The sequence below is a fragment of the Vicinamibacteria bacterium genome, from assembly GCA_035620555.1.
In the GTDB taxonomy this organism is placed as follows: Bacteria; Acidobacteriota; Vicinamibacteria; order Marinacidobacterales; family SMYC01; genus DASPGQ01.
This window is the reverse complement of the sequence record DASPGQ010000221.1, coordinates 21,471-45,764: the sequence shown is the minus strand read 5'-3', so window position 1 is coordinate 45,764 and position 24,294 is coordinate 21,471. Positions and strand designations below refer to the sequence as shown.

Below are 24,294 nucleotides of genomic sequence, written 5' to 3'. Positions count from 1 at the left end.
ACGTAGGGAACGGCGTTGATCGAGAAGCGACCTTGCTCGACGTCGGTGGATTCGTGGTCAAGGAAGACGACGTCGTAGCCGAGCTCACGCAGCTGATCGGTGTGACGCCTCAGCTGCCGAGCTTCGGTAGGTAGACTTTCGTCCGCCAATCGGGTGGCGACGACCACTTGGTCGTCGAGGAGGAGGAAGGACTGATCGATGTGCTGAAGGAGAGGGCTCTGCTTTTCATCACCGATGACCACGATTTCGGCATCTCCGAACGTCCGTGCGATATCGGCCAAGACCTCCTTTCGCGTCACGTTGCGATTTCGAGCAGCGTAGGCAGCGATGGTGCGCGTCACCACGTTGTACCCGACGAAGACCCTCGTGCGCTCTCCCCGCGAATCGAAAGCCAGGTTGCCCCCCTCGAAGGCGAACGGAGCTTCCATGACCGCATCCCGCCCAAAGGCGATCTCGGCCACGCGCTTGCGATCAATGGACATCTGGCTCTGAGGTCCCATCGATGCATCCATCCGCATGCCGACGACGAACCGCAGTTGCCCATCCTGGAATATGGGCTCGCCGAGATCCTGGGCCCAGACCTCGATCTCGACTTCGGGATCGGTGACGACATGCAGCTGAGTGGCCCGCTCGCCCGCGAGCTTCACGGCCCTTTGTCCGAAGTCCCGGCGGTCGACGCGAGTCGCCACGTGAATTTTCGTATAGCTGGGGAACGCCGCGAGCACGTCCTGGAAGACGGCCTCCAAGAACCGGGACAGGGCGGCGCGGCCGAGCCCGTCGTGAGCCGCGTAGTCCATCGTGCCCGCGGGCAGAGTAATCAGCGCGCTTTCGAGAGTCCGGCGAAACTCTGGCCGAACGACCTCGATCGGGTCTGCCGGCTTCGGCTCCTCGAAAGCGCTGCTCCGTCGCGCGAAGACACAGACCGAACCGAGCGCGAGGAGGTCGCGGCGGGAAACGAGAGCCATGCTTAGAGTCTAGCGTAGCCCGGCTCGGGACAGGAACGGCGGGTGAGGCTCGAAGGCCCCACCCGCCGTCTTAAACGTAAGCGCAGCTAGAACTGGTAGCGAACGCCGATCTTGAACGTCCTCGGATCCAGGGTGGCGATGATGTTGTTGAAATTGCCACCCGTACGCAGGCTGAAGTTCACCTCGGAGTTGCTGTTGAACAGGTTGTAGATGTCCAGCATCGCCGAGATCCGGCCACGGCCGACGGCGAACCCTTTCTCCACGCGCACGTCGGTAATGACCACGTCCTCGGAGCGGTTCTGGTCGACGTTGCTGAGAAAGACCTGACTGCTCCCGGACCCGGGAATGTTGACCGTATGGATGGGTGCCCAGGGCCAGCCGCTCTGGTAGCGGAAGTTGCCGGAAAGCGCGACCTCCACGGGGAACACGTAGCGCGCGAGCAGCCGGGCGCCCCAGTTCGTGTTGTCCTGGCGGAACGGCACATCGAGGCTGTGATTCTGCCAGCAGTTCGACGCCCCTCCGAGGTCACAACCGACATCGAGCGGATCGGCATCGAGCGGGCTGGTGCTTTCCCCGGTGCCGCGTCGGAGCTCGTCGCGCCACTGGTAGTCGAAGCTGCCCTGGAGGAAGAAGCTGCCGGTAAACCGCCGGTCGAACGCCACCTGGATCGTGTCGTAGTTGCCGTCGCTCCCGGGGAAGGTGTCGATGACCTGGTCCTGAGCATTCGCCGCCGAATCCGGAACCCGCTGCACCCTCAAGGGTTGCCCGGTAAACGGATCGGTCGGGCAGGGGAATACCGCGTCACCACAAGAGATACCCTGACCGTTCAAGAGTGGCAGCTGCTGTGCCCGGTTCCACTGGCCGTAATCGTTTCGCTGCTGTTTGCGGACGTACGAGAACCGGATCGACGTGTCGGTGACGATCTCGTGCTCGACCGAGCCGCTGAACTCGTCAGCGTAGGCGGGCTTCAGATCGGGATTGACGGCGGTTCCCGAAGCGCCCTCGAGGCTCGACCCCACCGTTCCCGACTGAGTGACGATGTCTCCGAGCTCCTGAGCGCCGTCGAAGAGCCCGTTCTGGTTCTGGTCCAGGAACTTGAATCGAATGAACGCCACGTTCGCCGGGTTACCGGGGGATAGCGTATCGGCGATGTTGTTGTAGTAGCGCCCGTAGTGCGCCTTCACCACCGTCCGGCCGCTGCCGCTCAGATCGTACGTAACGCCGAGACGAGGAGCGACGTTGTTCCAGGTGGTGAGCGTCTGCCCTTGAATGGTCCCGGTGGGGAAGAAGCTCGAGAAGAAGGGCGTCAGCTCGGAGTCGAGGTAGTAGGCACGCTGCCGGCCGAAGCGGAACCCGAGGTTCAGCGTGAGCCGGTCGGTCGGGCTCCAGGTATCCTGAACGAAGAACGCCGTCGTCGTATTCCGGTTGTCGGCGCTGACGGCGCCGTTGTCGGGGACGCTGAACAGCGCGATCTCGTCCACGTTGTTCGGGCGTCCGAGCTGGCTGTTGTCGAAGTAGCGCAGGGGACCCGAGTTCGAGTTGGAGCCATACTGGGAGCTATCGATCTGCCAGTCGAAGCCGAACTTCCAGTCGTGGCTGCCCGCCTTGTTGGGGATGTAGTAGTTGAGGGTCGCGGTGACCTGCGGCTTCCATCGATCGAGGGTGAAGGGCGGATTGGTATTGTTCCAGCCCGCGCCCGCTCGGATATTGGTCGCCTGGTCGATCCGCGGTGGGTTGGAAACGGGATCGACCGCCGGGACCATCGGCCAGCCGAAGCCGAAGTGCTTCACCTGGACGTTGCTGAAGGCCTGATCGTTCCAGACCCGCTGCCACTCCGCCTTGTGGACCCAGGACCAGCTCGCTTGCGCGAGGATGGACTCCGGTGGGATGACCGCCGAGAGCCCCCGTACGGGCTTCTCCTTGAGCTGGTACTGGCTGTAGCCGATGAACTGATCCTTGTCGGTGATCTGGAAGGTCACCTTGCCGCCGAACTGATCGAAATCTCCGATGTCGGTGGCAACGCTCGGGTCCACACCGGAGATCTGCTTGTCGATCTTGAAGTGGTTGTAGAAGCCGTAGAACCACGCCTTGTCGGTCACGATCGGGCCGCCCACGTCGAAATGCGTTTCCCAGAAGAGAAGGTTGGGATTGCCGGTGAACCCTCTCGCCCTCGTCGCGTCGTCGATATTGTCGGAGACGAAGCTGTCGTCCTCGTAGTCTCCGTGGAAGAGCCCGGAGAACTCGTTACCGCCGCTCTTGAGAGTCATGACGACCAGCGATCCCGGTGAGGTCATTTCCACGTCGGCGCCGGCCGCCGAAGTCGTGAACTCGTCGATGGAATAGTAATCGTAGTAGAAGCCGGTGCCGCTCGTGCCCTCGGTCGAATCGACGCCATCGGAGATCACGCGGTTCTGGCGCCGAACCCCGAAGCTCTCGTAGCCGATCTGCTGGCTCTTGTGGCTTCCGCCGACGTCGTAACCGCGCATGCGTACCCCCGGGGTCTGTCCGAGCACCGCCCAGACGTCGGTGGCGCTGGGAACATCCTGGAGCTCCTCGCGGCCAAAGTCGTTGCTGAGCGCCGTGTTTCGCACATCGACCACCGGTGATTCTCCCGTCACGGTGACCGTCTCGGCGATGGTCGCCACCTCGAGCGTCACGTTGATCGTCACCGTCCGATTCCCCTCTACGAGGATCCCTTCGCGGTTGAGCGTCTGAAAGCCCTGAAGGTCGAAGCGAAGATCGTAGGATCCACGCCTCAAACCACGAAAACGAAACGTACCGTCTGCGAGGGTCACCGCGACCTGTTCGCCCAGCACGGCGGCGCCGGTCATCGTCACCGTGACGCCGGGCATCGCGAGGCCCTGCGCGTCCGCGACCGTTCCCTGGATCTCACCCGCGGTCTGAGCCGCGGCGAAAGAACCGAAAATCAGGAGCAGGGACGGGAGCAGGGCGATTAGTTTTCTCTTCATGGAAACTGCTCTCCTTTCTCGTTTGTCGAAAATCGACGGAGCCGGGCAATTCCAAAAATTGAAATCGCGCGCGCCGACGGACACCGTCGACGACGTATGTCTCGAGACGAGTTGTGCAACGCTTGTGCCACGAGTCGGCAACGCGACCGCTTCGAACAAACGTTGGTGAACCAGCGAGTTGGCCAGCTGATGGGTGAGCGGATACCCGAGGAAAGAATCCGAGACTTCGGATTCGGCTACGTGATCTTGGACGCGGTCTCTAGTGATTTTGGAACGTTGAATCGTGCTTCAGTATTTTGAATAGTAACAGCCACTGTCCTGAATAGAGTGGGCTCGTGCTAACTTGACTCATGCATCGGGTCTTGCTGTTGCTTCCCACCTCGACCTACCGTTCGCGAGACTTCTTGTATGCGGCCGATCGACTCGGAATCGAGGTCGTGGTCGCATCGGAGGAGGCGAGCACTTTCGAGCCGCTTCAGCAAACCCGACTTCTGACGATTGATCTCCTAGACCCCGCGGGAGCGGCCGAGCGAGTCTCGCGGTTTCACGCGCTTCATCCGCTGAGCGCAATCGTGCCCGTGGACGAGGAATCCGCTGTCGTCGCCGCTTCCATCTCTTCGCGTCTCGGACTTCCCCATCATGGATCTCTCGCGGCTGAACGGGCCCGCTCGAAGCATCGCATGCGAGAGGCGCTCGCCTCCGCCGCAGTTCCATCTCCACGATTTCGCGTGGCGTCCACGGCGGAGAGCCCGGTTCCTCTCGGGGCGACGTTGCGGTACCCGGTCGTCCTCAAGCCGGTGTTCCTGTCGGGAAGTCGCGGGGTGGTTCGCGCCGACGATGTCCAGAGCTTCTCCGAAGGATTCCAGTGGCTTTGCGAGTTGCTGTCCTCACCCGAGCTCAGGAGGCGAGGCGGCGAGCAGGCCGAGCTCGTTTTGATCGAAGACTTCGTTCCCGGTGTCGAGGTTGCCGTCGAAGCGCTTCTGACCGAAGGTCGCTTGCAGCCGCTGGCGCTCTTCGACAAGCCGGATCCGCTCGACGGCCCGTACTTCGAGGAGACCATCTACGTGACGCCCTCGAGGCTGGACCAGTCTGTCCAGGAAGACATTCTCGAAGTGACGACCCGCGCCGCCGAAGCTCTGGGACTGCGGCACGGTCCAATTCACGCCGAGCTTCGATTGCCCGAGGGCGGCCGCCCGACGGTCATCGAGATCGCCGGACGCTCGATTGGCGGTTTGTGCTCCAGGGTCCTTCGATTCGGTCTGGGGCTTTCTCTCGAAGAGCTGATACTGAAGCATGCGATCGGAGAAGACGTGAAAGGAATCAGCCGCGAGTCGCGAGCGGCGGGCGTCATGATGATCCCGATACCGAAAAGAGGGGTTCTCGAGGAAGTGACTGGCCTCGCCGCGGCGGGCGCCGTCGAAGGAGTGTCCGAGGTGGTCATCACCGCCCATCGGGGACAAAGGTTGATTCCGCTTCCCGAGGGATCGAGCTATCTCGGGTTCATCTTTGCCCGGGCCGATATGCCCGGAGAGGCGGAGCGTGCTCTGCGGGACGCCCACCGCCGGCTCGACTTCAGAATCGAGTAAGAATCCGCTTACTTGGCCGGGCTGTAGTAGGGGTTTCGTCCCGAGGCGTGATCGGTCGTGTCCATGATGGCGCCCACCTGCGGGATCGCCTCGCGGATCGTGCGCTCGACGCCCTGCTTGAGGGTGACGTCCGCCATGCCGCAGCCGACGCAGCCACCACCCATGCGGATGAAGACTTCGTTCTTCTGAACGTCGATGAGCTCGATCCAACCTCCGTGAGCTGCCACTGCCGGGTTGATCTCCCGGTCCAGAATGTTCTGGACTTTCTTTTTGATCGTCTCGGGATCGGGAATCGAATCGAGGACGTCGTCGGAAACGGGGTTTATCCCGCTCGTCAGCACCTCCCGGATCGTGGCGCCGATCTGCTTCGCGATCGGTGCCCAGTTTCCGCCGGTGGCGGCCGCCACGGTCACGATATCGTCCTGAATGAGGACGGACTGGACGCCGTCGATAGTGAAGAGCTTCTCGGCCAGAGGTGAGCCCGATGCGGTCTCGGCCGTGCCGAAGAAAACCGAGCCGTCCGGGTAGACGGGACGGTCCACGACGAAGCGGCAGTGATTGGCGTCCTTGGGTTCGGCAGTGATACGGATCGTATTCATGCCTCGATTATAGCTGCTGCCGACGTTCGATGGGACCCAACTGGTCCCGGGTGGGCTCGGCTCAGCAGAACCAGGCTTCGGTCAGTCTCGGAGTCGCCCGCGGTGCTCCGAGCTCAGGAAGCGAGGCGCCCGTGAGCTCGGCGAGACTGCCCAGAGTCTGGCGATGGGGCCACCCCTCGACCAGAGCGTTCTCCACGAGCTTCTGGCTCGCTCGTTGGAGCCGATCCATCTCCGGGTCGGGGTGCTCCCATCGGTAAGTCAGTGCCTCGGGATCGAGGCTTCCGAGATGCGGGCTCAGGGCCGGCCTTCCGAGGAGGAGCGAGCCCGGGGGAACGAGCAGCCGCAGAGCCAGTTGCACCGGTTCCACGTCGTCGACGAGCCGCTCTTCCGCAATCCATTGCAGTAGCTCACGATGATCGCCGAGGGTCGTCCAAGGGGTGAAAGGCACGAACGTCGGTCGCAGGCCGATGCCCGCACTTCGCGTGGCATGGAGCACTTCGAGCACGTCGGCTCGTGAGTGGCCTTTGTCGAGCACCTCGAGCACGTGGTCGCTGAGCGATTCGACCGCAGTGACGATGAACAGGCATCCGGAATCGCCGAATTCCTTCAGGATGCCACGGTGCCGTACGAGGTGCTCGACCTTCGCGGTGAAATCGAACGTCAGATCGGGAAACTCCCGATGCATCGCCCGCACGATGGCGAGGGCATGACCGGGTCCGTTCAGGAAATCGGGATCGACGAAATCGATGTGGCGCGCGCCTTCCCCGACCGCCTGCCGGATGTCGGCAAGGACCGTTTCCCTGGGCACGACGAAGAAGCGCCCCTCGTAGATCGGCGGGATGGGGCAATGGCGGCAGAGATGGAGGCAACCGCGAGTGGTCTCGATGGCACCGACGGGGACGTGGTGGCCGTCGCCCCGGTCCAAGTGCACGTAGTGCTCGAGGCGCGGAAGCTGGGCAATCTCCGGCACGGGAAAGTCGAGTCGAACGCGAAAAGGCCGCGGTCGACTCTCCAGATCTCTTGAGGAGGCGACCCGCTCGACCAGAGCCTCCTCGCACTCCCCGCTCAGGACCGAGTCGGCGCCTTTCGCGAGAAGCAGCTCGGCGTTCAGCGTCGCGTACAGTCCATAGAAGCAGATATGGCAGGACGGATTGAGCGCCCGAATCCGAGGCAAAAGCCGAAGCGCGATACGCAGGGCGGTATGCATCGGAACCGAGATCCCGACGAAATCGGCCCTTCCGACCGCCGCCTCGTCCAGGGGGTCGACCGAAAGGTCGATGCCACGTGCGGAAAATCCGCTGCGCCTCAAGAAGGCCAGAGGCACTGCTAGCCCGAGAGGTTTCCGGCCCAGCTCGTAGCACGACAGGAGCAGGACGCTCCTCGGAGTCGATCGCATGGCCCCAGTATACAAGTCGACGAGCTCCACTCCAGACCTGGACTCTCAGGGATAGAGTGAGAAGGCCCGACAATGCCTTGGGCGCACCATCCCGAAGTGCTTGCGATCCACGGTCAGGACGTTCGTGAGACGAAGACGCTCGGCCACGGCGACAACGGACGCGTCGACGAACCCGAGCTCTGCATCCACATAGCGGCGCATCACCTCGATCGAGCGTGCCAGGTCGGCCCGGGTCACAGCTTCCAGGAGCAGCTCTCCGCGATGGACGGACTCGACGAATTGGATCTCGGCCGAGCTTCCGAGGAACTTGCTCAGAAGGTAAGTCACTTCCGGAAGTACGGTAACGGGGACGACGAGCCTCGGTGAGAACTCTTCGAGAAACGTCCGAACCCGGACATGCCATTCGTCGCTCTCATCCGCGAGAGCATAGAGCGGTCCGGTGTCGGCCAGGATGTTGTTCAACGGCGTTCGCGTCGGGAGCCATCCCGCTCCCACAGCAGCTCCTCGGCCCTCTCCGCTACGTCCTTCCTTCCACTTCGCCCCACCCCGACAAAGGAAGGAAGGGGGCGTCCGCGCCGATGCCTGCTCACGTAGTCTTCGAGAGCCTTTCTAATGGTGACGGAGAGGTTCGATTTCTCCTTCTTCGCGATCACCTTGAGCTCCCTCAAGACCTCTTCGTCGGCGAAGATTGTGGTGCGTTTCATATGTCTCTATTATATATACACATATGATCAGAGTAAATGAATATCCATTCGTGTCGTCGTAGACGACGGATGGCCTCGTGGCGGCTGATTGGGCCTGAGCAGAGGTTCGACGACACCCGAGCACGTAACACGCGAGAGCTGCACGCTCTCGCACCCGACGTGGGGACCCGGTTGTATAATTTGTCATCGATGCCCATCGGGAGAGCAGCGCTCCTGGTTCTGCTCGCCACGAGCCTCGAATGGGAGTGAATATCGTGACAAACCGGGCGCCAGATTGGTACGCTCAAGCCGAACGGGACCTTGAGCATTCGAGAGCGTCTCAATCCGGCGGACGTCATGAGTGGGCTTGCTTCGCGGCCCAGCAATCCGCCGAGAAAGCGGCCAAAGCGCTCCATCTCCACCTCGGTCAGGAAGCCTGGGGACAGGTTGTCGCCCGGCTGCTGCGAGAGCTCCCCATCGAAGTCCCGCAGGACTTGGTGGAGAAAGCGCGAGTCCTCGACAACTTCTACGTTCCGAGTCGTTACCCGAATGGACATCCCGAGGGAGCCCCGTTCGAGCATTACGGCCCCATTCAGAGCGGCGAGGCGATCCGCTATGCCGGTGAGATCCTTGAATTCGTGCGTAATCGTATGGCCTAACCGCGACCTGGTGGAAAGAGCCTTGCGGGACTGGGTTGCCCGGGAAGCGATAGCACACCCGGAGCTCCGCCGTCTCGGCTACTTTGGCTCCTACGCCCGCGGTGACTGGGGTGTGGGAAGCGATCTGGACCTGGTGGCGATCGTCAGCCGTTCGACCGAGCCCTTCGAGCGCCGCGCTCTCACCTGGAATCTGGAAGAGCTTCCGGTTCCCGCCGATCTTCTCATCTACACCGAGGCCGAGTGGGATAGGATGCAAGCTCAAAAGAATCTCTTTGCACGTCGTCTGGCGCAAGAGGTGAAGTGGGTCTACCCTTGAGGCTGGCCCACGGACCGACAAATCCGCTTCGACCAACCAGTATATAATTAGGCCTCGATGCCAATCGGGAGAGCAGCGCTCCTGGTTCTGCTCGCCACGAGCCTCCAGGCTCGGCAACAGGAGGCGACGATCAAAGCCTTCTCTCAGGAGCAGCTCGGCAAGGGCCACGTTCGGGCCGAAGGCTACGTCGATATCCGCACGGAGGATGTTCAGCTCACCGCCGATCGCGTCGAGTTCTGGGAAGACGAGATGCGCGTTGTCGCCGAGGGGAACGTGGTCTACGAGCAGGGAGATCAGAAGATCATCGCCACTCGCCTCGAGGCCGATCTCCGGACCAAGACCGGCCGCTTCTTCAACGCCCACGGAATGGCGGGCGCCGATCTGTATTTTTATGGAGACATCATCGAAAAGGTGTCGGACGACACCTACGTGGTCGAAGGCGGAGCCTTCACCTCCTGCGCCCAACCCGTCCCGCGATGGAATTTCACCGCCGGCAAAGCCACGATCAAACGCGACCACCACGTCGCCCTCCACAACGCGTTTCTGAAGGTGAAATCGCTTCCCGTTTTCTACACTCCGGTTCTCTACTACCCCATCAACGAGCGAGACCGATCGACCGGCTTCTTGTTTCCGCAGATTGGGAACTCGTCGATCAAAGGCTTTCTCTTCACCCAGGGCTTCTTCTGGGCAATCAATCGCTCGATGGACGCGACGTTCAGCTACGAGCGCTTCTCTCAAATTGGAAACGGCGGCTCGGCCGAATATCGTTACGTGGCGAGTGAAGCCTCGCGCGGCCAGATCGACACCTTCTACCTCGACGATACGACGAACGACCAGAAAGAGTACACGGTGAGAGCGGCCGCCAACCAGAACCTTCCCGGGGACTTCCGCGCGATCGCCAGAGTGGACTACTTTTCGAGCTTCGACTTTCAACAGCGTTTCCAAGAGGACTACAACCGAGCCACGCAGCGCTCCAAGCGGGCCTCGGGGACGATATCCAAATCGATGGGCCCGTACACGCTGCGCGTGCTCTTCGATCGAAACGACACGTCGTTCGGGGAGAACGTTGCCGTGCGCGAGATCCTTCCTCGAGTGACCATCGGGGCCCGACCGAGCCGGCTCGCGGGAACGCCCATCCTGTTCTCGTTCGACGGGGAGGCATCCTCGCTCGGTCGCACCAACAGGAACCAGCTTCAAGAATACGAACGGTTCGACGTCCAGCCGGTCGTCTCCTACCCGTTCACCGGGTTGAGTTTTCTGACGTTTCGGACCAGCCTGACGGGGCGATACACCTACTACACGTCTTCTCTTTCGCCGTCGGGCGCATTCCTTCCCGAAGAAGGAATCGAACGTCGGTATTACGAGACGTCCTTCGACATGCGGGGACCGACATTTGCCAAGATATTCAACACTCCCGGCAACGGTTATGCCAGCCGATTCAAGCACGTGATCGAGCCGCAGATGCTCTGGAGCTACCGATCGCGCGTCGACACCTTCGACCAGGTTCCCCGGTTCGACGGCCAGGACTACATCCCGGGAACGAACCAGATCGCCTTCTCGCTGGTGAACCGATTTCTTGCCAAGCGGATGGTGAACGGGAAGGAGCAATCGACGCCCACCGAGATGCTGACCTGGGTGTTGTCGCAGAGATACTTCGTCGATGCGAACGCCTCCCTCTACGACCGTCAGTTCTCGACGCCTTACTTCACCGAGGACGGCACCCCGAGCAACTACTCGCCCATCACGTCTCGAGTGAACTTCCGGCCGTCCCGCGCTCTCACCGCCAGCTGGAACGTGGACTACGATTTCAATTTCCATGCGGTCCGTTCCTCCAGCTTTGCCGGGACCGTTTCCGGCCGCTGGGGCTCGCTCTCGGGCAACTGGACCCGCCGCAACATCCCCGACCGGGAGGTCATCCGCAGCAATTTCCGCCTCGGCACCTCGGTGAATCTCGCGCCGGGGCTTGCGGTGAGCTTTGGCTCCGCCTACGACTACTCGAACCGAACGCTCCAGCATCTGCGTGCGGGCGCGGTCTACAACGTCCAGTGCTGCGGCTTTCTCGTCGAGTACAACCGATTCAATTTTGGTTCCCTACGAGACGAGAACACCTTCCGCTTCGGCATCACTCTCGCAAACGTGGGAAGCTTCGGTACTTCGCTCGGCGGGGGAGAGTCGAGAGTGTACTGAAACCTTGCGAATCCTCGTCACCGGGGCCTCTGGCCTACTTGGCAGACTCGTGATGGAGACGGCGGCCAGGCGGTTCCACGACGTTTCGGGCCTGGCGCGAACCGAGCTCGACATCACCGATCGGGCCGGTGTGAGGCGAGCGATTCGTGAGTTCTCGCCCTCCGTCGTGATAAACTGCGCCGCTTACACGGACGTCGACGGCGCCGAGCGGGAACCGGAGCGGGCCCTTCAGGTGAATGCCGGTGGCGCCGCCCACGTGGCCGAGGCGGCCCGGGAGCTGGATGCGGGGGTCGTCCACATCAGCACCGATTACGTTTTCGATGGAAAGGCACACCGGCCCTACCGGGAGGATGACGTGACCGCTCCTCTTTCGAGCTACGGAAGATCGAAGCTCGAAGGGGAACGCCGCGTTGCCTCGGCCCACCCTAAGGGTCACGTGATCGTGCGAACGGCGTGGCTCTACGGGCCGGGGAAAGGATTCGTCGACTGGGCGCGAGGACGCCTGGAGAGGGGAGATGAGCTGCGATTGATCGAGGACCAGATGGGATCCCCTACCAGCGCTGGTGAGCTCGCGAGAGCCCTGTTGCGGCTCGTCGAAGGAGGACACCTCGGCCTGTTTCACTACGTAAACCCAGGGAGAACGAGCTGGCTCGACTTCGGAAGGACGCTGGCACAGGAGCTTGGAGTAGAAAACCCCAGGATCCGGCCGGTCCAGGCGAGCGAGCTGAGCCGCCTGGCGCGCCGGCCGAGCTACTCGGTCCTTTCCGTGGAGCGCTTCGAACGGACGACGGGTGAGCCATCGCGAAGCTGGCTGGATGCGCTTCGGCGCTATCTCGCCTCGAGCTAAGGGGATGGCGAAGAACAACACGCAGCCGTTGCATCTGCTGTTCGACTTCGCCAAGGCTACGTCGGAACCGCGCCGAAGCCCAAAGGGCGTAGGCGGGCGAGATCGGCGCGCAGCGCCGGGAGAGGTCGAGCCGTGGCGGCGGGTAAGTCGCGGGTCCCGCCACGGCATTGGAGCACGAGCAGGGTGATGAAAGAACTTCAGCCCACCCTGCGCGAGCGGAGCGAGCCCGGCGCGAAAGCGCCGCAAAGACCGAGCCGTGGCGGCCGGTAAGTCGCGGGTTCCGCCACGGCATTAACATAAAGAAGGAGGACATCCCTTGCGCATATTGATCACCGGGATCACCGGCTTCGCCGGCAGCCACCTCGCCGAGTTCGTTCTGGCCGAGCATCCAGAGGTCGAAGTCTACGGAACGATGCGCTGGCGGAGCCGTACCGAGAATATTCGCAGCATCGAGGGGAGCATCACGCTTCTGGAATGCGATCTGAGAGATCAGAGCTCGGTCAAAGTACTCATGGAACGGGTTCGTCCCGATCGGATCTTCCACCTGGCTGCCCAGAGCTTCGTTCCCTCGTCGTGGAACGCTCCGGCCGAGTCGCTGCAAACGAACATCATTGGCCAGCTGCACGTCTTCGAGGCGGTGCGCTCCGTGGGGATCGACCCCTGGATTCAGATCGCCTGCTCGAGCGAGGAGTACGGGCTGGTGCAGGAGGACGAGCTCCCGATTCGGGAGACGAACCCTTTGAGACCGCTCTCTCCCTACGCCGTCAGCAAGGTGGGCCAGGACTATCTCGGCTATCAGTATTTCAAGAGCTTCGGCACGAAAGTCGTCCGGACGCGCGGATTCAATCACGACGGGCCTCGGCGCGGAGACGTTTTCGTTTCCTCGAATTTCGCCAAACAGATCGCCGCCATCGAGAAGGGAAGGAAGCCGCCGGTCATCCACGTGGGGAATCTCGACGCTCAGCGCGACTTCACCGACGTCCGCGACATGGTGCGAGGATACTGGCTTTCGGTCGATGGCAGGTGTGAGCCGGGTGAGGCCTATAACATCTGCTCGGGCGCGGGTTTTTCGATCCGGACGGTGCTCGATATGCTTCTCGAGATCTCCGGCGCCAGCGTTGAGGTGAAAGAGGACCCCGAGCGGCTTCGGCCCTCGGACGTGCCGGTTCTCGTGGGCGATTGCACGAAGTTTCGCGAGGCGACGGGCTGGGCCCCTCGTATCCCCTACGAACAAACCCTATCCGACATGCTCGACTACTGGAGAGAGGAGACCGATTGAGTTGCGCGTGCTCGTTACCGGAGCCGCGGGCTTCGTGGGCCGCCACCTGACGGCGTACCTTCACGAAGGTGGCCACGAGGTCCTGGGCCTGGTGCTCCCGAAAGACGTCGGCCCCACCGAGCCATTCGAGACCCGCGGCGTGGACCTGCTGGACGACGACGCGCTTGCGGACGCGGTGAGCACCTTCGTTCCCGATACCATCTATCACCTCGCAGCCTTCTCGAATCCCGAACGCTCTTTCGGAAGCGCACGGAAGACGCTCGAGACCAACGTCATCGGAGCCAACAATCTACTCTCGGCCGCGGCGAGCACCGGGCGTAGGCCCCGAGTACTTCTCGTGGGGTCGGCCCAGCAGTACGGTCTCGTGGACCGGGAGAGCCAGCCGATCTCCGAAGAGCAGGTGCTCCGGCCCCAGACGCCGTACGCCGTCAGCAAGGTTTCCCAGGAGCTCTTGGGACAGCAATACGTCCTGGCGGAAGAGCTGCCCGTCTATCTCACGCGCTCCTTCAACCACACGGGTCCGGGGCAGTCGGACGTTTACGTTTGTTCCAGCTTTGCGAAGCAAGTCGCGGAAAGTGAAAAAGGGCTCCGCGAGCCCGTTCTTCGGGCTGGCAACCTGGAGGCGCGCCGGGACTTTTCCGACGTGCGCGACGTCGTTCGCGCCTATGAGGCGATTATCGACCACGGCCGTCCCGGACGCGTGTACAACGTTTGCAGCGGCGAGGCGGTGGCGATCCGCGACGTGGTCGATCAGCTGGTCGCGCTGGCGCACGCTCGGGTTCGAGTGAGCATCGACCCCGAGCTTTATCACACGATCGATGCCCCCCTCATCGTCGGGAGCAACCGACGGCTCCGGTCGGAGACCGGCTGGACGCCGCGCTACGCGCTCGCGAAGACCCTGCGGGATCTGCTCGACGACTGGCGTCGCAGATTGTAAGCCCTCGAAACGGCTCTGAGGGCCGCCGCGGACGCGGCGGCCCTCTTTTCGAGCTTTTCCCTGTCTCCAGCTAGAACCGGAAATTCAGGTTCAGCTGAAAGCCAATCGGCGCTTGCAAACTCCGGAGCTCGGCGTAGTTCGCGCTGAAAGAGCGGTTCGCGCCGCTGTAGGTGAACTGGTGGTGATGCCCGGCATTAAAGACGTTGAAGATGTTCCCACCGATCTCGAACTCCCGGGTATTGCCGAGGTTGAAGATCTTGCCTACCTTGACGCTCAGCGTATGGATCGTCGGCGCCCTGGCCTGTCCGTCGCAGGAAACCCCGTTGTCCGGAAGCGTGGTTTGCTCGCACCCCGTCCCGCGGTTCTCACCCACGAAGCGATAGGCCGTGGCCAGCGGGTTGGGGAACGTGGTGCCGTTCGCTAGCGGAACCCGAGCGGGGCCGTAGATCGGGTCGCGGCCGGGATCGTCGAGAATCGCTCCTGACCAAGGTCCAGCGTTCCCGGTGTAGCTGCCCGCGATGTTGATGCCGTACGCAGTCCTGTAGTTGAGACCGATCCGGACTGAGTAACGGCGCCAGGTTGGGTTGTAGGACAGATTGGTGTTGTCGATCTGGAGCGAGTTGTGCTCGTTGTTCCCCCGCGGCATGTAGAGCGCGCGGTTGGAGTCGAACTTGTCCGGCTCGACGAACGCGGCCGGATCCGTCGGGTTCCAATCGCCGGCGAAGTGCTGCCACTGGTAGTTGAAGCCGAACATCCCCTGGAGGCTCCGGCCGAGCCGCTGGGTTCCGGTGATCTCGAGCGCGGTATAGACCAGCTTGCTCCAGTCGTTGTTCGTCTGCTGGAAGATCGTGCCCCGGTTGGGATCGACGGCTCCGAAGCCGATGAACGGCTGTCCCGGACCGCTCGGATAGATCCCGTTCACTTCCAGGAGCGCGTAGTTCTTGGTGTACCGGCGGTGAATCCCCGCCACGTCGAGAGAGAACTGCTTGGGGAACTGCTTGCGGAAGCCCAGGATGTACTCGTCGACGTAGGGCTGGGTGAGGTTCTCGTTGAACTCCACCGAGGGATCCACGGAGCCCGCGGAGCGGGGGCTGACCACGACCGACTCGAAGATGCCGTCGCCTTCACGGTCATACTCGCGGATGCGCGTGGAAAGACCGCCGGATCCGCCTTCCGAGCCGGAAAAGCTCGTGACCTGATCGCGGCCCATCACCTGCTCGTGAACCCGGCCGGCAAAGCCGCGAAGGACGTTGCGCGCATCTTCAGTCACGAGGTACGAGAAGCCCACTCGGGGGCCAAACACCGTCGTGTTCATCCTTGCGAAATCGCGGAGCTGATCGAAGCGCCGCACGAAATCGATGCGAGCACCGAGGTTCAGGGTCAAGCGCGGGTTGGGTTTCCAGTTGTCCTGGAAGTACAGCCCGATGTCGCGGTCGCGAGCGCCGACGGTCTGGGTCTCGGTCACGTCCCTGCGCTCCCGGTAGAACGGGACCGCACCTTGAGACGGGTCGTTCTCGTCGCCGGAGAGAAGTCGGAAGTAATAGGTGTAGAACCCGTCCCCGCTGGCGTTGGAGTACGCAGTGAAATCGTCGCGGTGGTTGCTGGGTGCGAGGAACAGACCCGTCTGGAACTCGTGCGAGCCTCCCATTCCCTCGGCGAACCGGGTCAGATCGAACCGGAACAGGAGCACCCGAGCGGGAGCGGTGCTGGTGATGTCGTCGGCGTTTCCGGCGATGATGCGGCCAGTTCCATTGAGGACTCCTGAGGATTCCACGTACCCCTCGTGAACCTCGGTGTAGAAGGTATCCGTCGGCGTCTTGGCATAATCGGTCTGAGCCGTCTTGTTGTTGTAGTTGAAGGTGAACTGGCTGGTGGTGTCCGTTCCCCAGACCGATGTCACCTTGCCGCCGAAGAGATCTCCTCCCGTCTCCACGAACCAGATCGGCTCCCAGAGGAACTCACGGTTCGAGCCGTTGGTCTGCTTGTCCCTCTGGTAGTAGGCGCTCGCTTCGTGGTTCGGGCTGAGCTGCCCCGTCACCTTCATGTAGGGCTGGAAGTTCTCCACCTGCTGGTTGAACTGCTGGAACTGTGGGACGGTCAGATACTCTCTGCCGCTCAGGTCGAAGAGCCGAAGACCCGAGAGGGTGTTCAGGTTGTTCACCTCGCGATCGGTCCGGCTGATGCCGCTCTCGATGCGCGACACCCGGAAAGATCCGAAGAACCAGAGCTTGTCCGGCACAATGGGGCCTCCCACCGAGGCATCGAGCTGCTTGACGATGTTCACCGAAGGTGTGCCCGCGAGACCCGTTCCCGACGTCGGGGCGTTGTCTCCGTTCCAGGACTCCGGCTGATAGGAGAACCCCGCGGACCCGCTCAAATTGTTTCCGCCGCTCTTCGTGACGACGTTGATGACGAGCCCGGTTCCGAGCGGCGATGCGGCGTCGACCCCACCGGTCTTCACCTGCACGTCCTGGATCATCTCCGTGTCCATACCGATATAGGTGACCTGGGAGTCGTTGTAGGACGAGGCTGTCATCCCCTCGAGCTGGATCACGTGAGCGAAATGCTCGGTGGCGTGGCCGAAATAGACCATGCGGCCGCTCCCGTCGTCGAAAGGACGGGCGTTCACTCCGGGGGTGAGCTCGAGGAAATCGCTCCAGTTGTTGCGGGCCTGCATGGGCATTTCCCTCTGGAATTCTCCTTCGATGTTGAGAACGTTCGAGGGCCGCGCGATCTCGAGCATCGGCGTTTCCGCCGTCACCGTGACCGTCTCTTCCACGGCGCTGATCCCGAGTGCCGCGTCCACGTTGAAATTCGCTCCCGCACGGAGGACGATGGCTTCCTGGCGCACCGTTGCGAATCCAGACAGTTCGAAGGTGAGGCTGTACTCGCCCGGCGGCAGGTTCGTGATGCGATAGAGACCGGTTCCGTCGGTCACCGAGGACCTCGGCGCCATCAGAACGGCGCTCTCCGCCATCACCGTTACGCCGGGAAGCACCGCTCCCGACTCATCGCGGACGTAGCCGCGGAGACTTCCGTCTCCCGACTGGGCGAAGGCCGTGACCGAAGCGAGCAGCATCGTCACGACGATGACTGTTAGAGACAGTTTCCGCATTCTTTCCCTCCTAGACTTTGAGGTATCGAAGTCCATCTGCGGAGTCACGAGGTGTCATCGATCCAAATTTTTGTCTACGCCGATGAAGGAGCTTCGAACGACGGGTATTGAAGATGCATGCTTCGTACCAGCCCGGAACGAGAAGTTGGTTCCCGATCTCACTGATTAGCGGAGGAAGATTAAGAAGCGTCGAAGCGGCAAATGGACCGGGATCCAACTCTTCGGAGCGAGGCTCCAAATTGACGAAACGAACAACTCGCATACTGCATGCAGAGCTCTGAATGCAAGACTCGGGTCGTCTTGCCGAGGATTGTGTGGCCCAATCCATTCCGATCGGGCCGGGCGGGTTCAGCTCTTGACGGCTCGCCTCGCGGACTCGAGCTCGGGCCGGCCGGCGGCGTCTCCTCTCTCGCAGATCGTGACGAGCTGTTCGTAATACCGCCTTGCTTTCTCCTGCGAAGAAGACCGCTCCGCTGCGACGGCGGCACCGTAGAGGCCACGGAAGCGGTTCGGTTCTTTCTTCATCGTTGCCTCGAACTCCGCGAGGGCCTCGGCGGGCTTTCCCGCCTCGAGCAGCATTTCGCCGAGCAGTTCGCGGGCAGGCTTCAACGGTCCCGGCGAAATTGCGCTCTTCTCCGTACGATCTTCCATCTCAGCCGCCTCGCGCATCCGCGCGAGCGCTTCCTCCGTCTTTCCTTCGGCGAACGCGATCCAGGCAGATCCCGTCGCGGCCTGGATCTCGACCTGACTGGTCCAGTACGCATCCTTCGCTTCTCTCAGAGCTGCGGCGAGAGCGTTGAGCTTCTCGACGTCTTGGACCGCAGCAGCGGGATTCCCGCTTCGCGCGGCGCCGAGCGCCCGGGCGAAGTAGGTGACGGCGTCGATCCAGGCAAAGCCCGTCTTCTGCGGGACGAGCGCGGCGGCCTCGGCCCAGGCGTTCCGCTCGAGGGCGTAGCGCGCAGGGATGGCAGCGAGCGCGAACCAGCCGGCGGGGGCCGGTGCCGCGGCGCCCGGAGCATTGGCCTGGATCTGCGCTCCGATCGCAGGAATTTGCTCGAGGACTTTCTTCGCTGCCTCGTCCTGCGCCGTCTGGAGGTACGCATAGGTCTGATAGTCGAGCGCATGGAGCTCCTCGGAGGGAGCCTTGTCTTTTCGGGCCGCTTCCGCCGAGGCGATATTGGTCTCGATCGACTCCTGCCAGTAACCAACCCGAGTGAACGTATGGGATGGCATGTGGAGCGCGTGGGGCGCGTCGGGAGCGATCTTGGCGTAGCGCTGGGCGGCATCGAGGGCCTTGGGAGCGAGAGGCGGCACGTCATAGCTGTGGATGATGTAGTGAGCGATTCCTGGGTGATCGGGCTGGGTCTGGAACTCCCTTTCCAGAATCTCGGCAGCCTTCAACAGGTTCGCATAAGTCTTGTCGGTCGGAAGCGAGGTCTGGTCGAGTGAGAGCGCGTAGAAAATCCGGGCTTCCGGATCCTCCGGGTAGCTCGCCGACAAGCGCTCCATTGCCTTCTCGTAGGCGAGAGTCCGCGTCCTCTGGTCGACGGTGGCGGCATCTTTGTACAAGAGCTCCACGGCGGCGATGTAGCCCCTCTCCCTCTCCGTGCTGGCCTTCGCCGCTTTGCCTTTCTCGACGGCGGTCGTTCCTTCCGCGATCGCCTTTCCTGGCCTGAATCCTCCGAAAGGGTTCCCCCACCAGCTCATCGCGATTCCCCAGTGCGCCATGGCGCACTCGGGGTCTTTCGCGTGGACATTTTGAAAGGCCTCGATGGCCGCCGAGAACCAGAACGAATGCAACAAGGCCACCGCCCGATCGAAATCCTTCTCGACCCCAGGGCTGCAGGAGGTTGCGAAATGGACCTTACCGAGCCGCTCGGGCGGCATGCCCTCGCGCGCGTGCTCGTGCTGGCCGAAAGCGGCGCTTGCGAGCGAAGCGGTCAGGACGAGAATCAACCGAAGCTTCGGCAAATTCATGGTGGTCTCCCTTTTTGAGCAGGAACGGGATTCTAGCACGCCTCATCCCGAAAAAGTACGGGTTCACCAAGGCGTGGGTGACGAATCAGGCTGACGTGGGGTCCTCGTCGGAGGAGAAATCCAGACCTTCCTCGCCGAACTCGAGCTCGTGTCCGGTCTCGCCCGCTTCCCACGAGGGGTCCGGCGCCGTGTGGGCTCCTTGCCCTGGGTCCGTGGATGGAGGCTTGTCCTGCTCCGGTCGATCCGGGCCGAACCGACCGACGACCACCCGGGCGACTCGAAGCAGCGATCCCTTCAGCATGTATCCCGGCTGGAGCTCTCTCAAGACGATACCGTCCTGGGTCTCCTCGTCGACGGGTTGCATCTCCGCCGCCTCGCTGTGCGACGGGTCGAATCCCTGTCCCCGCACGAAGATCTTTTCGAGCCCCTCCTCCTTGAGGAGCTGGACGAGCCTCGAGCGGACGAGCATGATCCCCTGCAGCACCGAATCCGGATCGAATGCGTTCTCGATCGAATCGATGGCCCGGTCGAGGTTGTCGAGAACCTCCACGAAGCGCGCGATGAAATCGCCTTTCGACTGTTCGAAACGTTTACGCTCGGTTTTTTCGATGCGCCTTCTGAGCTTCTCGGTCTCGTCCTTCTTGCTGCGATAGGCCTCCATGACCTGCTCGATCTGCGCGTCCCTTCGCTTGAGCTGCTCGCGCAGGCTCTGGATCTCCTGGAGCGCTTCGGCGGGGTAATCCGCCTGGCCCGATTGGGGAGCCGGCGGCTCGTAATGGTCCACGATCTCGAAAATCTCGTTCGAATCCTCCGCTTCGGGGGCAGACGTATCCCTCATCCGGGGCTCCTCGTCCTGGAAGTCGTCCCTCTGATTCTCCAACTTTTTTGCCCCCAATTGTGGTTCGGGATTCGATGACTGAACGTGATTATCGATCTTGATTAGTGTAACGAAAATTCCCGAGATCTTGTAGCCGGACGCCGGCCTCGGGCGCTCGCTCCCGGCGGGGGGACTTTCGCTCGAATCGGGGTTAAGATAACCGCCGATGTGAACGAAGAAATGGTTTACACGCTCCGTGAGGCGGCTCCCGAGGTCGCGGCGGCGGTTCAGGCGGAGCTGAGGAGGCAGTCCGACGTTCTCGAGCTCATTGCGTCCGAGAACTTCACCAGTGAGGCCGTCCTCGAGGCGATGGGCTCGGTCTTCACCAACAAATACGCCGAGGGTTACCCCGGACGGAGGTACTACGGAGGGTGCCAGTTCGTCGATGTGGTGGAGCGGCTCGCCATCGATCGCGCTCGTCAGCTATTCGGGGCCGAGCATGCGAACGTCCAGCCACACAGCGGAACTCAGGCCAACATCGCCGTCTACTTGACGCTGCTCGAGCCCGGAGACGTCTTCATGGGGATGGATCTCTCGCACGGGGGTCATCTCACCCACGGTCATCCCCTGAACTTCTCGGGTCGCTTCTATCGAGTCGTTCCCTACGGTGTCCGACGTGACGACGAGCAAATCGACTACGATTCGATGGCCGAACTGGCGAAGCAGAGGCGTCCCAAGCTCGTCATGGTGGGAGCGAGCGCCTATCCGCGGCTCATAGATTTTGCCCGCATTCGCGCAATCGCCGACGAAGTCGGGGCCAAGGTCGTGACCGACATGGCTCATATCGCGGGCCTCGTCGCTGGTGGCGTTCACCCGAATCCCGTCCCCTATTCCGACATCGTCACGTCCACGACCCACAAGACCCTTCGCGGTCCTCGAGGTGGGATGATCCTTTCGCGATCGGACTATGCGAAGGACATCAACCGGGTCACCTTCCCCGGCATCCAGGGCGGACCCCTGGTCCACGTAATCGCGGCGAAGGCGGTCTGCTTCGGGCTCGCGATGGCGGAATCCTTCAAAGCCTACGCCCGCCAGATCGTCGCCAACGCCAGGACGCTCGCCGAGGTCCTCGAGGACGAGGGGCTTCGTCTCGTCTCCGGCGGTACCGACAATCATTTGATTCTCGTCGACGTGGGAGCGAGCGGTCTCACCGGCGTGGAAGCCGAAGAGGCGCTCGAGAAAGCGGGTATCACCGTCAACAAGAACGCCATTCCTTTCGATACTCGGCCACCTCTCGTCGCGAGCGGCATCCGGCTGGGGACGCCGGCGCTGACGACACGGGGTATGCGGGAAGAAGAGATGAGAGCCATCGGGCGGATGATCGCGAGGGCTCTTCGCTCGAGAGAGAACGACGCCGAGCTCAAAGCGATCGCCGGGCAGGTGCTCGAGATGACCGCATCTTTCCCGCTCTACCGGAAGCTTCTCGAGAAGGCGGGAGGTTGAGTCATGGCGATTCCGTCATGAAGGGACGATGGGAGCCGCCGTAACCACCGCCCGAGGCCTGGAGGAGCTCGACGGCGGCCGCGTCCGGGAGCTGCTGGGGCCTTCCGGCCCCCTTGCCGCGACTCTATCCGGCTTCGAGTGCCGCGGCCCCCAGCAGGAAATGGCGGTCGCCGTAGCCAATGCATTCCGCGGCGGCGGAGAGCTCCTCGTCGAAGCGGGGACGGGAACGGGGAAAACCCTCGCCTATCTCATCCCCGCCGTCGTTTCCGGCCAAAGAGTCGTCGTATCCACCGGCACCAAGAATCTGCAGGAACAGCTCTTCGACAAGGACATCCCCATCGTTCGCCGGGCGCTAGGGATTCCTTTTACCGCTTGTCTGATGAAAGGCCGGGGGAATTACCTCTGCCTGAAGCGCTACGCAGCCTTCCAGCTGCAGCCCACGTTCCGCTTCTTCGAGGAGCAGACGCACTTCGACACCCTCGCGCGTTGGGCATCACTGACCAAGACGGGCGACCGATCCGAGGTCGCGGGTCTTCCCGACCGGCTCGACTTCTGGAAAGGCATTTCGGCGCGCAGCGAGAATTGCATCGGCACGGACTGCTCCGACTATGACCGCTGCTACGTGACCCAGCTTCGAAGGCGAGCTTCGGAGTGCGACGTCATCGTGGTCAATCACCATCTCTTGTTCGCCGATCTGCTGATCCGTGAAGGCTCCTACGGCGAGGTGATTCCCGAATACGACCATCTCGTCATCGACGAGGCCCATCAGATCGAGGACGTGGCAACGACCTATTTCGGTCTCACCGTCAGCACGGCCAGGGTCCAGGAGCTCGCCCGGGACGTCGAGGCGGCCTGGGCCGAGCGGGATGCCAAATCACGGGCGAGAGCGGCGCTCAGAGAGCTCGAGCGCATGAGAGATGCTGCCTCCATTCTTTTCGAGTCCTTCCGGACCGAGCGGGAGCGCTATCGACTCGCGCCCGGTGCCGCTACGCGAAGGCAAAAGAGCGCCTGGCAGGCGTTCAACTCGCAGCTCCAGCGGGTTCGCTCCGATTTGGAGACGATTCCCAAGCCCGACGAGATCAGCATCGCTCTCGTCCGCCGTGCGTCGGAGCTGATCGTGGACCTCGAGACGATTCTCGACTCCGCGGACCCCGAGACCGTATCGTGGTGTGAAACGAGGGAGCGCTCCATTGCCTTGCGGTCGGCCCCGATCCAGGTCGCTTCCACGCTCCGGCGGACGCTGATCGAGAGAAAGCGGGCCGTGGTCCTTACCTCGGCGACCCTGGCGATCGAGAGCTCGTTCGACTACATAAGCGAGCGCCTGGGGGTCTCCTCCCGCAGCAGCCGGTTATTGGAGTCACCCTTCGATTTCGGGACGCAGGCCCTGTTGTATATCGCCCGACACCTTCCGCCGCCGCGGGACGAGCGATTCCTGCCCGAGGCGATTAAGGAGATACGCGCGATCCTGGACGCGAGCAACGGGCGGGCTTTCGTGCTGTTTACCAGCTTTCACAACCTCCATACCGTTCGCCGGGCGCTGGAACACGATCTGGCGTTCCCCCTCCTGGTGCAGGGTGACGCACCGAGGAGCGAGATTCTCGAGAAGTTTCGACGGACTCCTGGCGCGGTTCTCCTCGCCACCTCCAGCTTTTGGGAAGGTGTCGATGTCGCTGGCGAGCAGCTATCCTGCGTCGTGGTCGACAAGCTCCCGTTCGCGGTCCCCGATGATCCTCTGGTGGCCGCTCGCATCGAGTGGATCGAGTCGAAGGGAGGAAGCGGGTTTCACGATTATCAGGTGCCGATGGCGATCCTGTCGCTGAAGCAGGGTTTGGGCCGGCTGATTCGCTCGACGTCCGACCGCGGCGTCGTCGCGGTACTCGACAGTCGTCTCGCCACGATGGCCTACGGTCGCCGGTTTCTGAAGAGCCTTCCCCCGTACCAGCTGACCCAGGATTTTCGGGACGTGGAGCGCTTCTTCGCCCGAGAGGTCGTATGAGCCAGCGCTACGAAGTCTCGGTGCAGACCACCTTCGCGGCTTCTCATCAGCTGCGGGGATACAAGGCAGATTTGGAGCCGCTTCATGGGCACAATTTCCGAGTCGAAGTCTTCGTCGGGGCCGAGTCACTCGACGACTCCGGGTTGATCATCGATTTCCTCGAGCTCGAGGCCAAGCTCAGAGAAGTCGTGGCACCCTACGATCACCGTCATCTCAACGACATCGCCCCATTCGATGAGGAGAACCCAACGACGGAAAACATCGCGCGGTTCTTCTATGAGACGCTCGCGAAGAGCCTTCCTCGCGGTGTGGTGCTCCATCGGGTACGAGTCTGGGAGGCGCCTACCTATAGCGCGACCTACGGGGAGCTCTGAGCTGCCTTATGGTTTACAGCGAGTTTCCCCGCCGTTAGAATAGCGGTTCTCAAAGCTCATCGAAGATCGGCATTCGTGCTCAGGACCGA

At 62.3% G+C, this 24,294-nt stretch carries 19 protein-coding genes; 10 read left to right on the top strand and 9 right to left on the bottom strand.

Annotated features, from left to right (window positions below):
• Positions 1–965 (bottom strand): agmatine deiminase family protein (locus VEK15_09245; GenBank protein HXV60868.1); only part of this gene is annotated, 965 nt, incomplete at its 3' end.
• A gap of 86 nt (positions 966–1,051) precedes the next feature.
• Positions 1,052–3,934, bottom strand: a complete 2,883-nt coding sequence (locus VEK15_09240) for a TonB-dependent receptor (GenBank protein ID HXV60867.1) — start codon at positions 3,932–3,934, stop codon at positions 1,052–1,054.
• Between the two features lie 350 nt (positions 3,935–4,284).
• On the opposite strand from VEK15_09240, the gene VEK15_09235 reads away from it, so the two are divergent.
• Positions 4,285–5,520, top strand: a complete 1,236-nt coding sequence (locus VEK15_09235) for an ATP-grasp domain-containing protein (GenBank protein ID HXV60866.1) — start codon at positions 4,285–4,287, stop codon at positions 5,518–5,520.
• Between the two features lie 8 nt (positions 5,521–5,528).
• Here the strand turns inward: VEK15_09235 and VEK15_09230 are convergent, their stop codons facing one another.
• From VEK15_09230 to VEK15_09215, 4 genes are all read right to left on the bottom strand, one after another.
• Positions 5,529–6,119, bottom strand: a complete 591-nt coding sequence (locus tag VEK15_09230) for a NifU family protein (GenBank protein HXV60865.1) — start codon at positions 6,117–6,119, stop codon at positions 5,529–5,531.
• A gap of 61 nt (positions 6,120–6,180) precedes the next feature.
• Positions 6,181–7,515, bottom strand: a complete 1,335-nt coding sequence (locus VEK15_09225) for a CUAEP/CCAEP-tail radical SAM protein (GenBank protein ID HXV60864.1) — start codon at positions 7,513–7,515, stop codon at positions 6,181–6,183.
• Between the two features lie 45 nt (positions 7,516–7,560).
• Positions 7,561–8,010, bottom strand: coding sequence for a PIN domain-containing protein (locus tag VEK15_09220; protein ID HXV60863.1), 450 nt, complete (start codon positions 8,008–8,010; stop codon positions 7,561–7,563).
• Entirely contained in the window at positions 7,974–8,219 is a 246-nt protein-coding gene (locus VEK15_09215) for a ribbon-helix-helix protein, CopG family (GenBank protein HXV60862.1), read from the bottom strand. The genes VEK15_09220 and VEK15_09215 overlap by 37 nt, the downstream gene beginning before the upstream one ends.
• A 239-nt stretch (positions 8,220–8,458) precedes the next feature.
• Here VEK15_09215 and VEK15_09210 point away from each other — a divergent pair, with 239 nt between their 5' ends.
• From VEK15_09210 to VEK15_09185, 6 genes are all read left to right on the top strand, one after another.
• Entirely contained in the window at positions 8,459–8,857 is a 399-nt protein-coding gene (locus tag VEK15_09210) for a HEPN domain-containing protein (protein ID HXV60861.1), read from the top strand.
• Positions 8,858–8,867: 10 nt separating this feature from the next.
• On the top strand, positions 8,868–9,173 hold the full coding sequence (locus VEK15_09205) for a nucleotidyltransferase domain-containing protein (protein HXV60860.1): 306 nt from the start codon (positions 8,868–8,870) through the stop codon (positions 9,171–9,173).
• A gap of 57 nt (positions 9,174–9,230) precedes the next feature.
• Positions 9,231–11,360 carry a putative LPS assembly protein LptD gene (locus tag VEK15_09200; GenBank protein HXV60859.1) on the top strand — a complete coding sequence of 710 codons (2,130 nt, stop codon included), beginning with the start codon at positions 9,231–9,233 and terminating at the stop codon, positions 11,358–11,360.
• Positions 11,361–11,364: 4 nt separating this feature from the next.
• Positions 11,365–12,207 (top strand): dTDP-4-dehydrorhamnose reductase, encoded by an 843-nt coding sequence (gene rfbD, locus VEK15_09195; GenBank protein ID HXV60858.1) that lies wholly within the window; start codon positions 11,365–11,367, stop codon positions 12,205–12,207.
• Between the two features lie 316 nt (positions 12,208–12,523).
• A complete protein-coding gene (locus tag VEK15_09190; GenBank protein HXV60857.1) occupies positions 12,524–13,486 on the top strand; it encodes a GDP-mannose 4,6-dehydratase in 963 nt (320 codons plus the stop codon).
• Between the two features lie 7 nt (positions 13,487–13,493).
• Entirely contained in the window at positions 13,494–14,423 is a 930-nt protein-coding gene (locus tag VEK15_09185) for a GDP-mannose 4,6-dehydratase (GenBank protein HXV60856.1), read from the top strand.
• 70 nt (positions 14,424–14,493) lie between these two features.
• On the opposite strand, the gene VEK15_09180 is transcribed toward VEK15_09185, so the two are convergent.
• The 3 genes from VEK15_09180 to VEK15_09170 form a co-directional block, all read right to left on the bottom strand.
• On the bottom strand, positions 14,494–17,538 hold the full coding sequence (locus tag VEK15_09180; protein HXV60855.1) for a TonB-dependent receptor: 3,045 nt from the start codon (positions 17,536–17,538) through the stop codon (positions 14,494–14,496).
• A 348-nt stretch (positions 17,539–17,886) separates the two neighbouring features.
• Complete coding sequence (locus VEK15_09175) at positions 17,887–19,515, bottom strand: hypothetical protein (protein ID HXV60854.1); 1,629 nt, start codon at positions 19,513–19,515, stop codon at positions 17,887–17,889.
• A gap of 85 nt (positions 19,516–19,600) precedes the next feature.
• Positions 19,601–20,353: a nucleotide exchange factor GrpE gene (locus VEK15_09170; protein HXV60853.1), complete on the bottom strand. Its 753-nt coding sequence runs from the start codon at positions 20,351–20,353 to the stop codon at positions 19,601–19,603.
• A 219-nt stretch (positions 20,354–20,572) separates the two neighbouring features.
• On the opposite strand from VEK15_09170, the gene glyA reads away from it, so the two are divergent.
• Genes glyA through queD form a run of 3 tightly spaced genes read left to right on the top strand, consistent with a single transcriptional unit; the run spans position 20,573 to position 24,205 of the window.
• Complete coding sequence (gene glyA, locus VEK15_09165; protein ID HXV60852.1) at positions 20,573–21,835, top strand: serine hydroxymethyltransferase; 1,263 nt, start codon at positions 20,573–20,575, stop codon at positions 21,833–21,835.
• Positions 21,836–21,863: 28 nt separating this feature from the next.
• Positions 21,864–23,831 (top strand): ATP-dependent DNA helicase, encoded by a 1,968-nt coding sequence (locus VEK15_09160; GenBank protein ID HXV60851.1) that lies wholly within the window; start codon positions 21,864–21,866, stop codon positions 23,829–23,831.
• Positions 23,828–24,205, top strand: coding sequence for a 6-carboxytetrahydropterin synthase QueD (gene queD, locus VEK15_09155; GenBank protein ID HXV60850.1), 378 nt, complete (start codon positions 23,828–23,830; stop codon positions 24,203–24,205). Before VEK15_09160 ends, queD begins: the two co-directional genes overlap by 4 nt.
• Positions 24,206–24,294 lie beyond the last annotated feature (89 nt).

Coding starts and splice junctions, on each gene's coding strand:
- VEK15_09210 (HXV60861.1), top strand. CDS start 8,459: ATGGGAGTGAATATCGTGACAAACCGGGCGCCAGATTGGTACGCTCAA.
- VEK15_09225 (HXV60864.1), bottom strand. CDS start 7,515: ATGCGATCGACTCCGAGGAGCGTCCTGCTCCTGTCGTGCTACGAGCTG.
- VEK15_09235 (HXV60866.1), top strand. CDS start 4,285: ATGCATCGGGTCTTGCTGTTGCTTCCCACCTCGACCTACCGTTCGCGA.
- VEK15_09240 (HXV60867.1), bottom strand. CDS start 3,934: ATGAAGAGAAAACTAATCGCCCTGCTCCCGTCCCTGCTCCTGATTTTC.
- VEK15_09175 (HXV60854.1), bottom strand. CDS start 19,515: ATGAATTTGCCGAAGCTTCGGTTGATTCTCGTCCTGACCGCTTCGCTC.
- queD (HXV60850.1), top strand. CDS start 23,828: ATGAGCCAGCGCTACGAAGTCTCGGTGCAGACCACCTTCGCGGCTTCT.
- VEK15_09230 (HXV60865.1), bottom strand. CDS start 6,119: ATGAATACGATCCGTATCACTGCCGAACCCAAGGACGCCAATCACTGC.
- VEK15_09215 (HXV60862.1), bottom strand. CDS start 8,219: ATGAAACGCACCACAATCTTCGCCGACGAAGAGGTCTTGAGGGAGCTC.
- glyA (HXV60852.1), top strand. CDS start 20,573: ATGGTTTACACGCTCCGTGAGGCGGCTCCCGAGGTCGCGGCGGCGGTT.
- VEK15_09180 (HXV60855.1), bottom strand. CDS start 17,538: ATGCGGAAACTGTCTCTAACAGTCATCGTCGTGACGATGCTGCTCGCT.
- VEK15_09170 (HXV60853.1), bottom strand. CDS start 20,353: ATGAGGGATACGTCTGCCCCCGAAGCGGAGGATTCGAACGAGATTTTC.
- VEK15_09160 (HXV60851.1), top strand. CDS start 21,864: ATGGGAGCCGCCGTAACCACCGCCCGAGGCCTGGAGGAGCTCGACGGC.
- VEK15_09200 (HXV60859.1), top strand. CDS start 9,231: ATGCCAATCGGGAGAGCAGCGCTCCTGGTTCTGCTCGCCACGAGCCTC.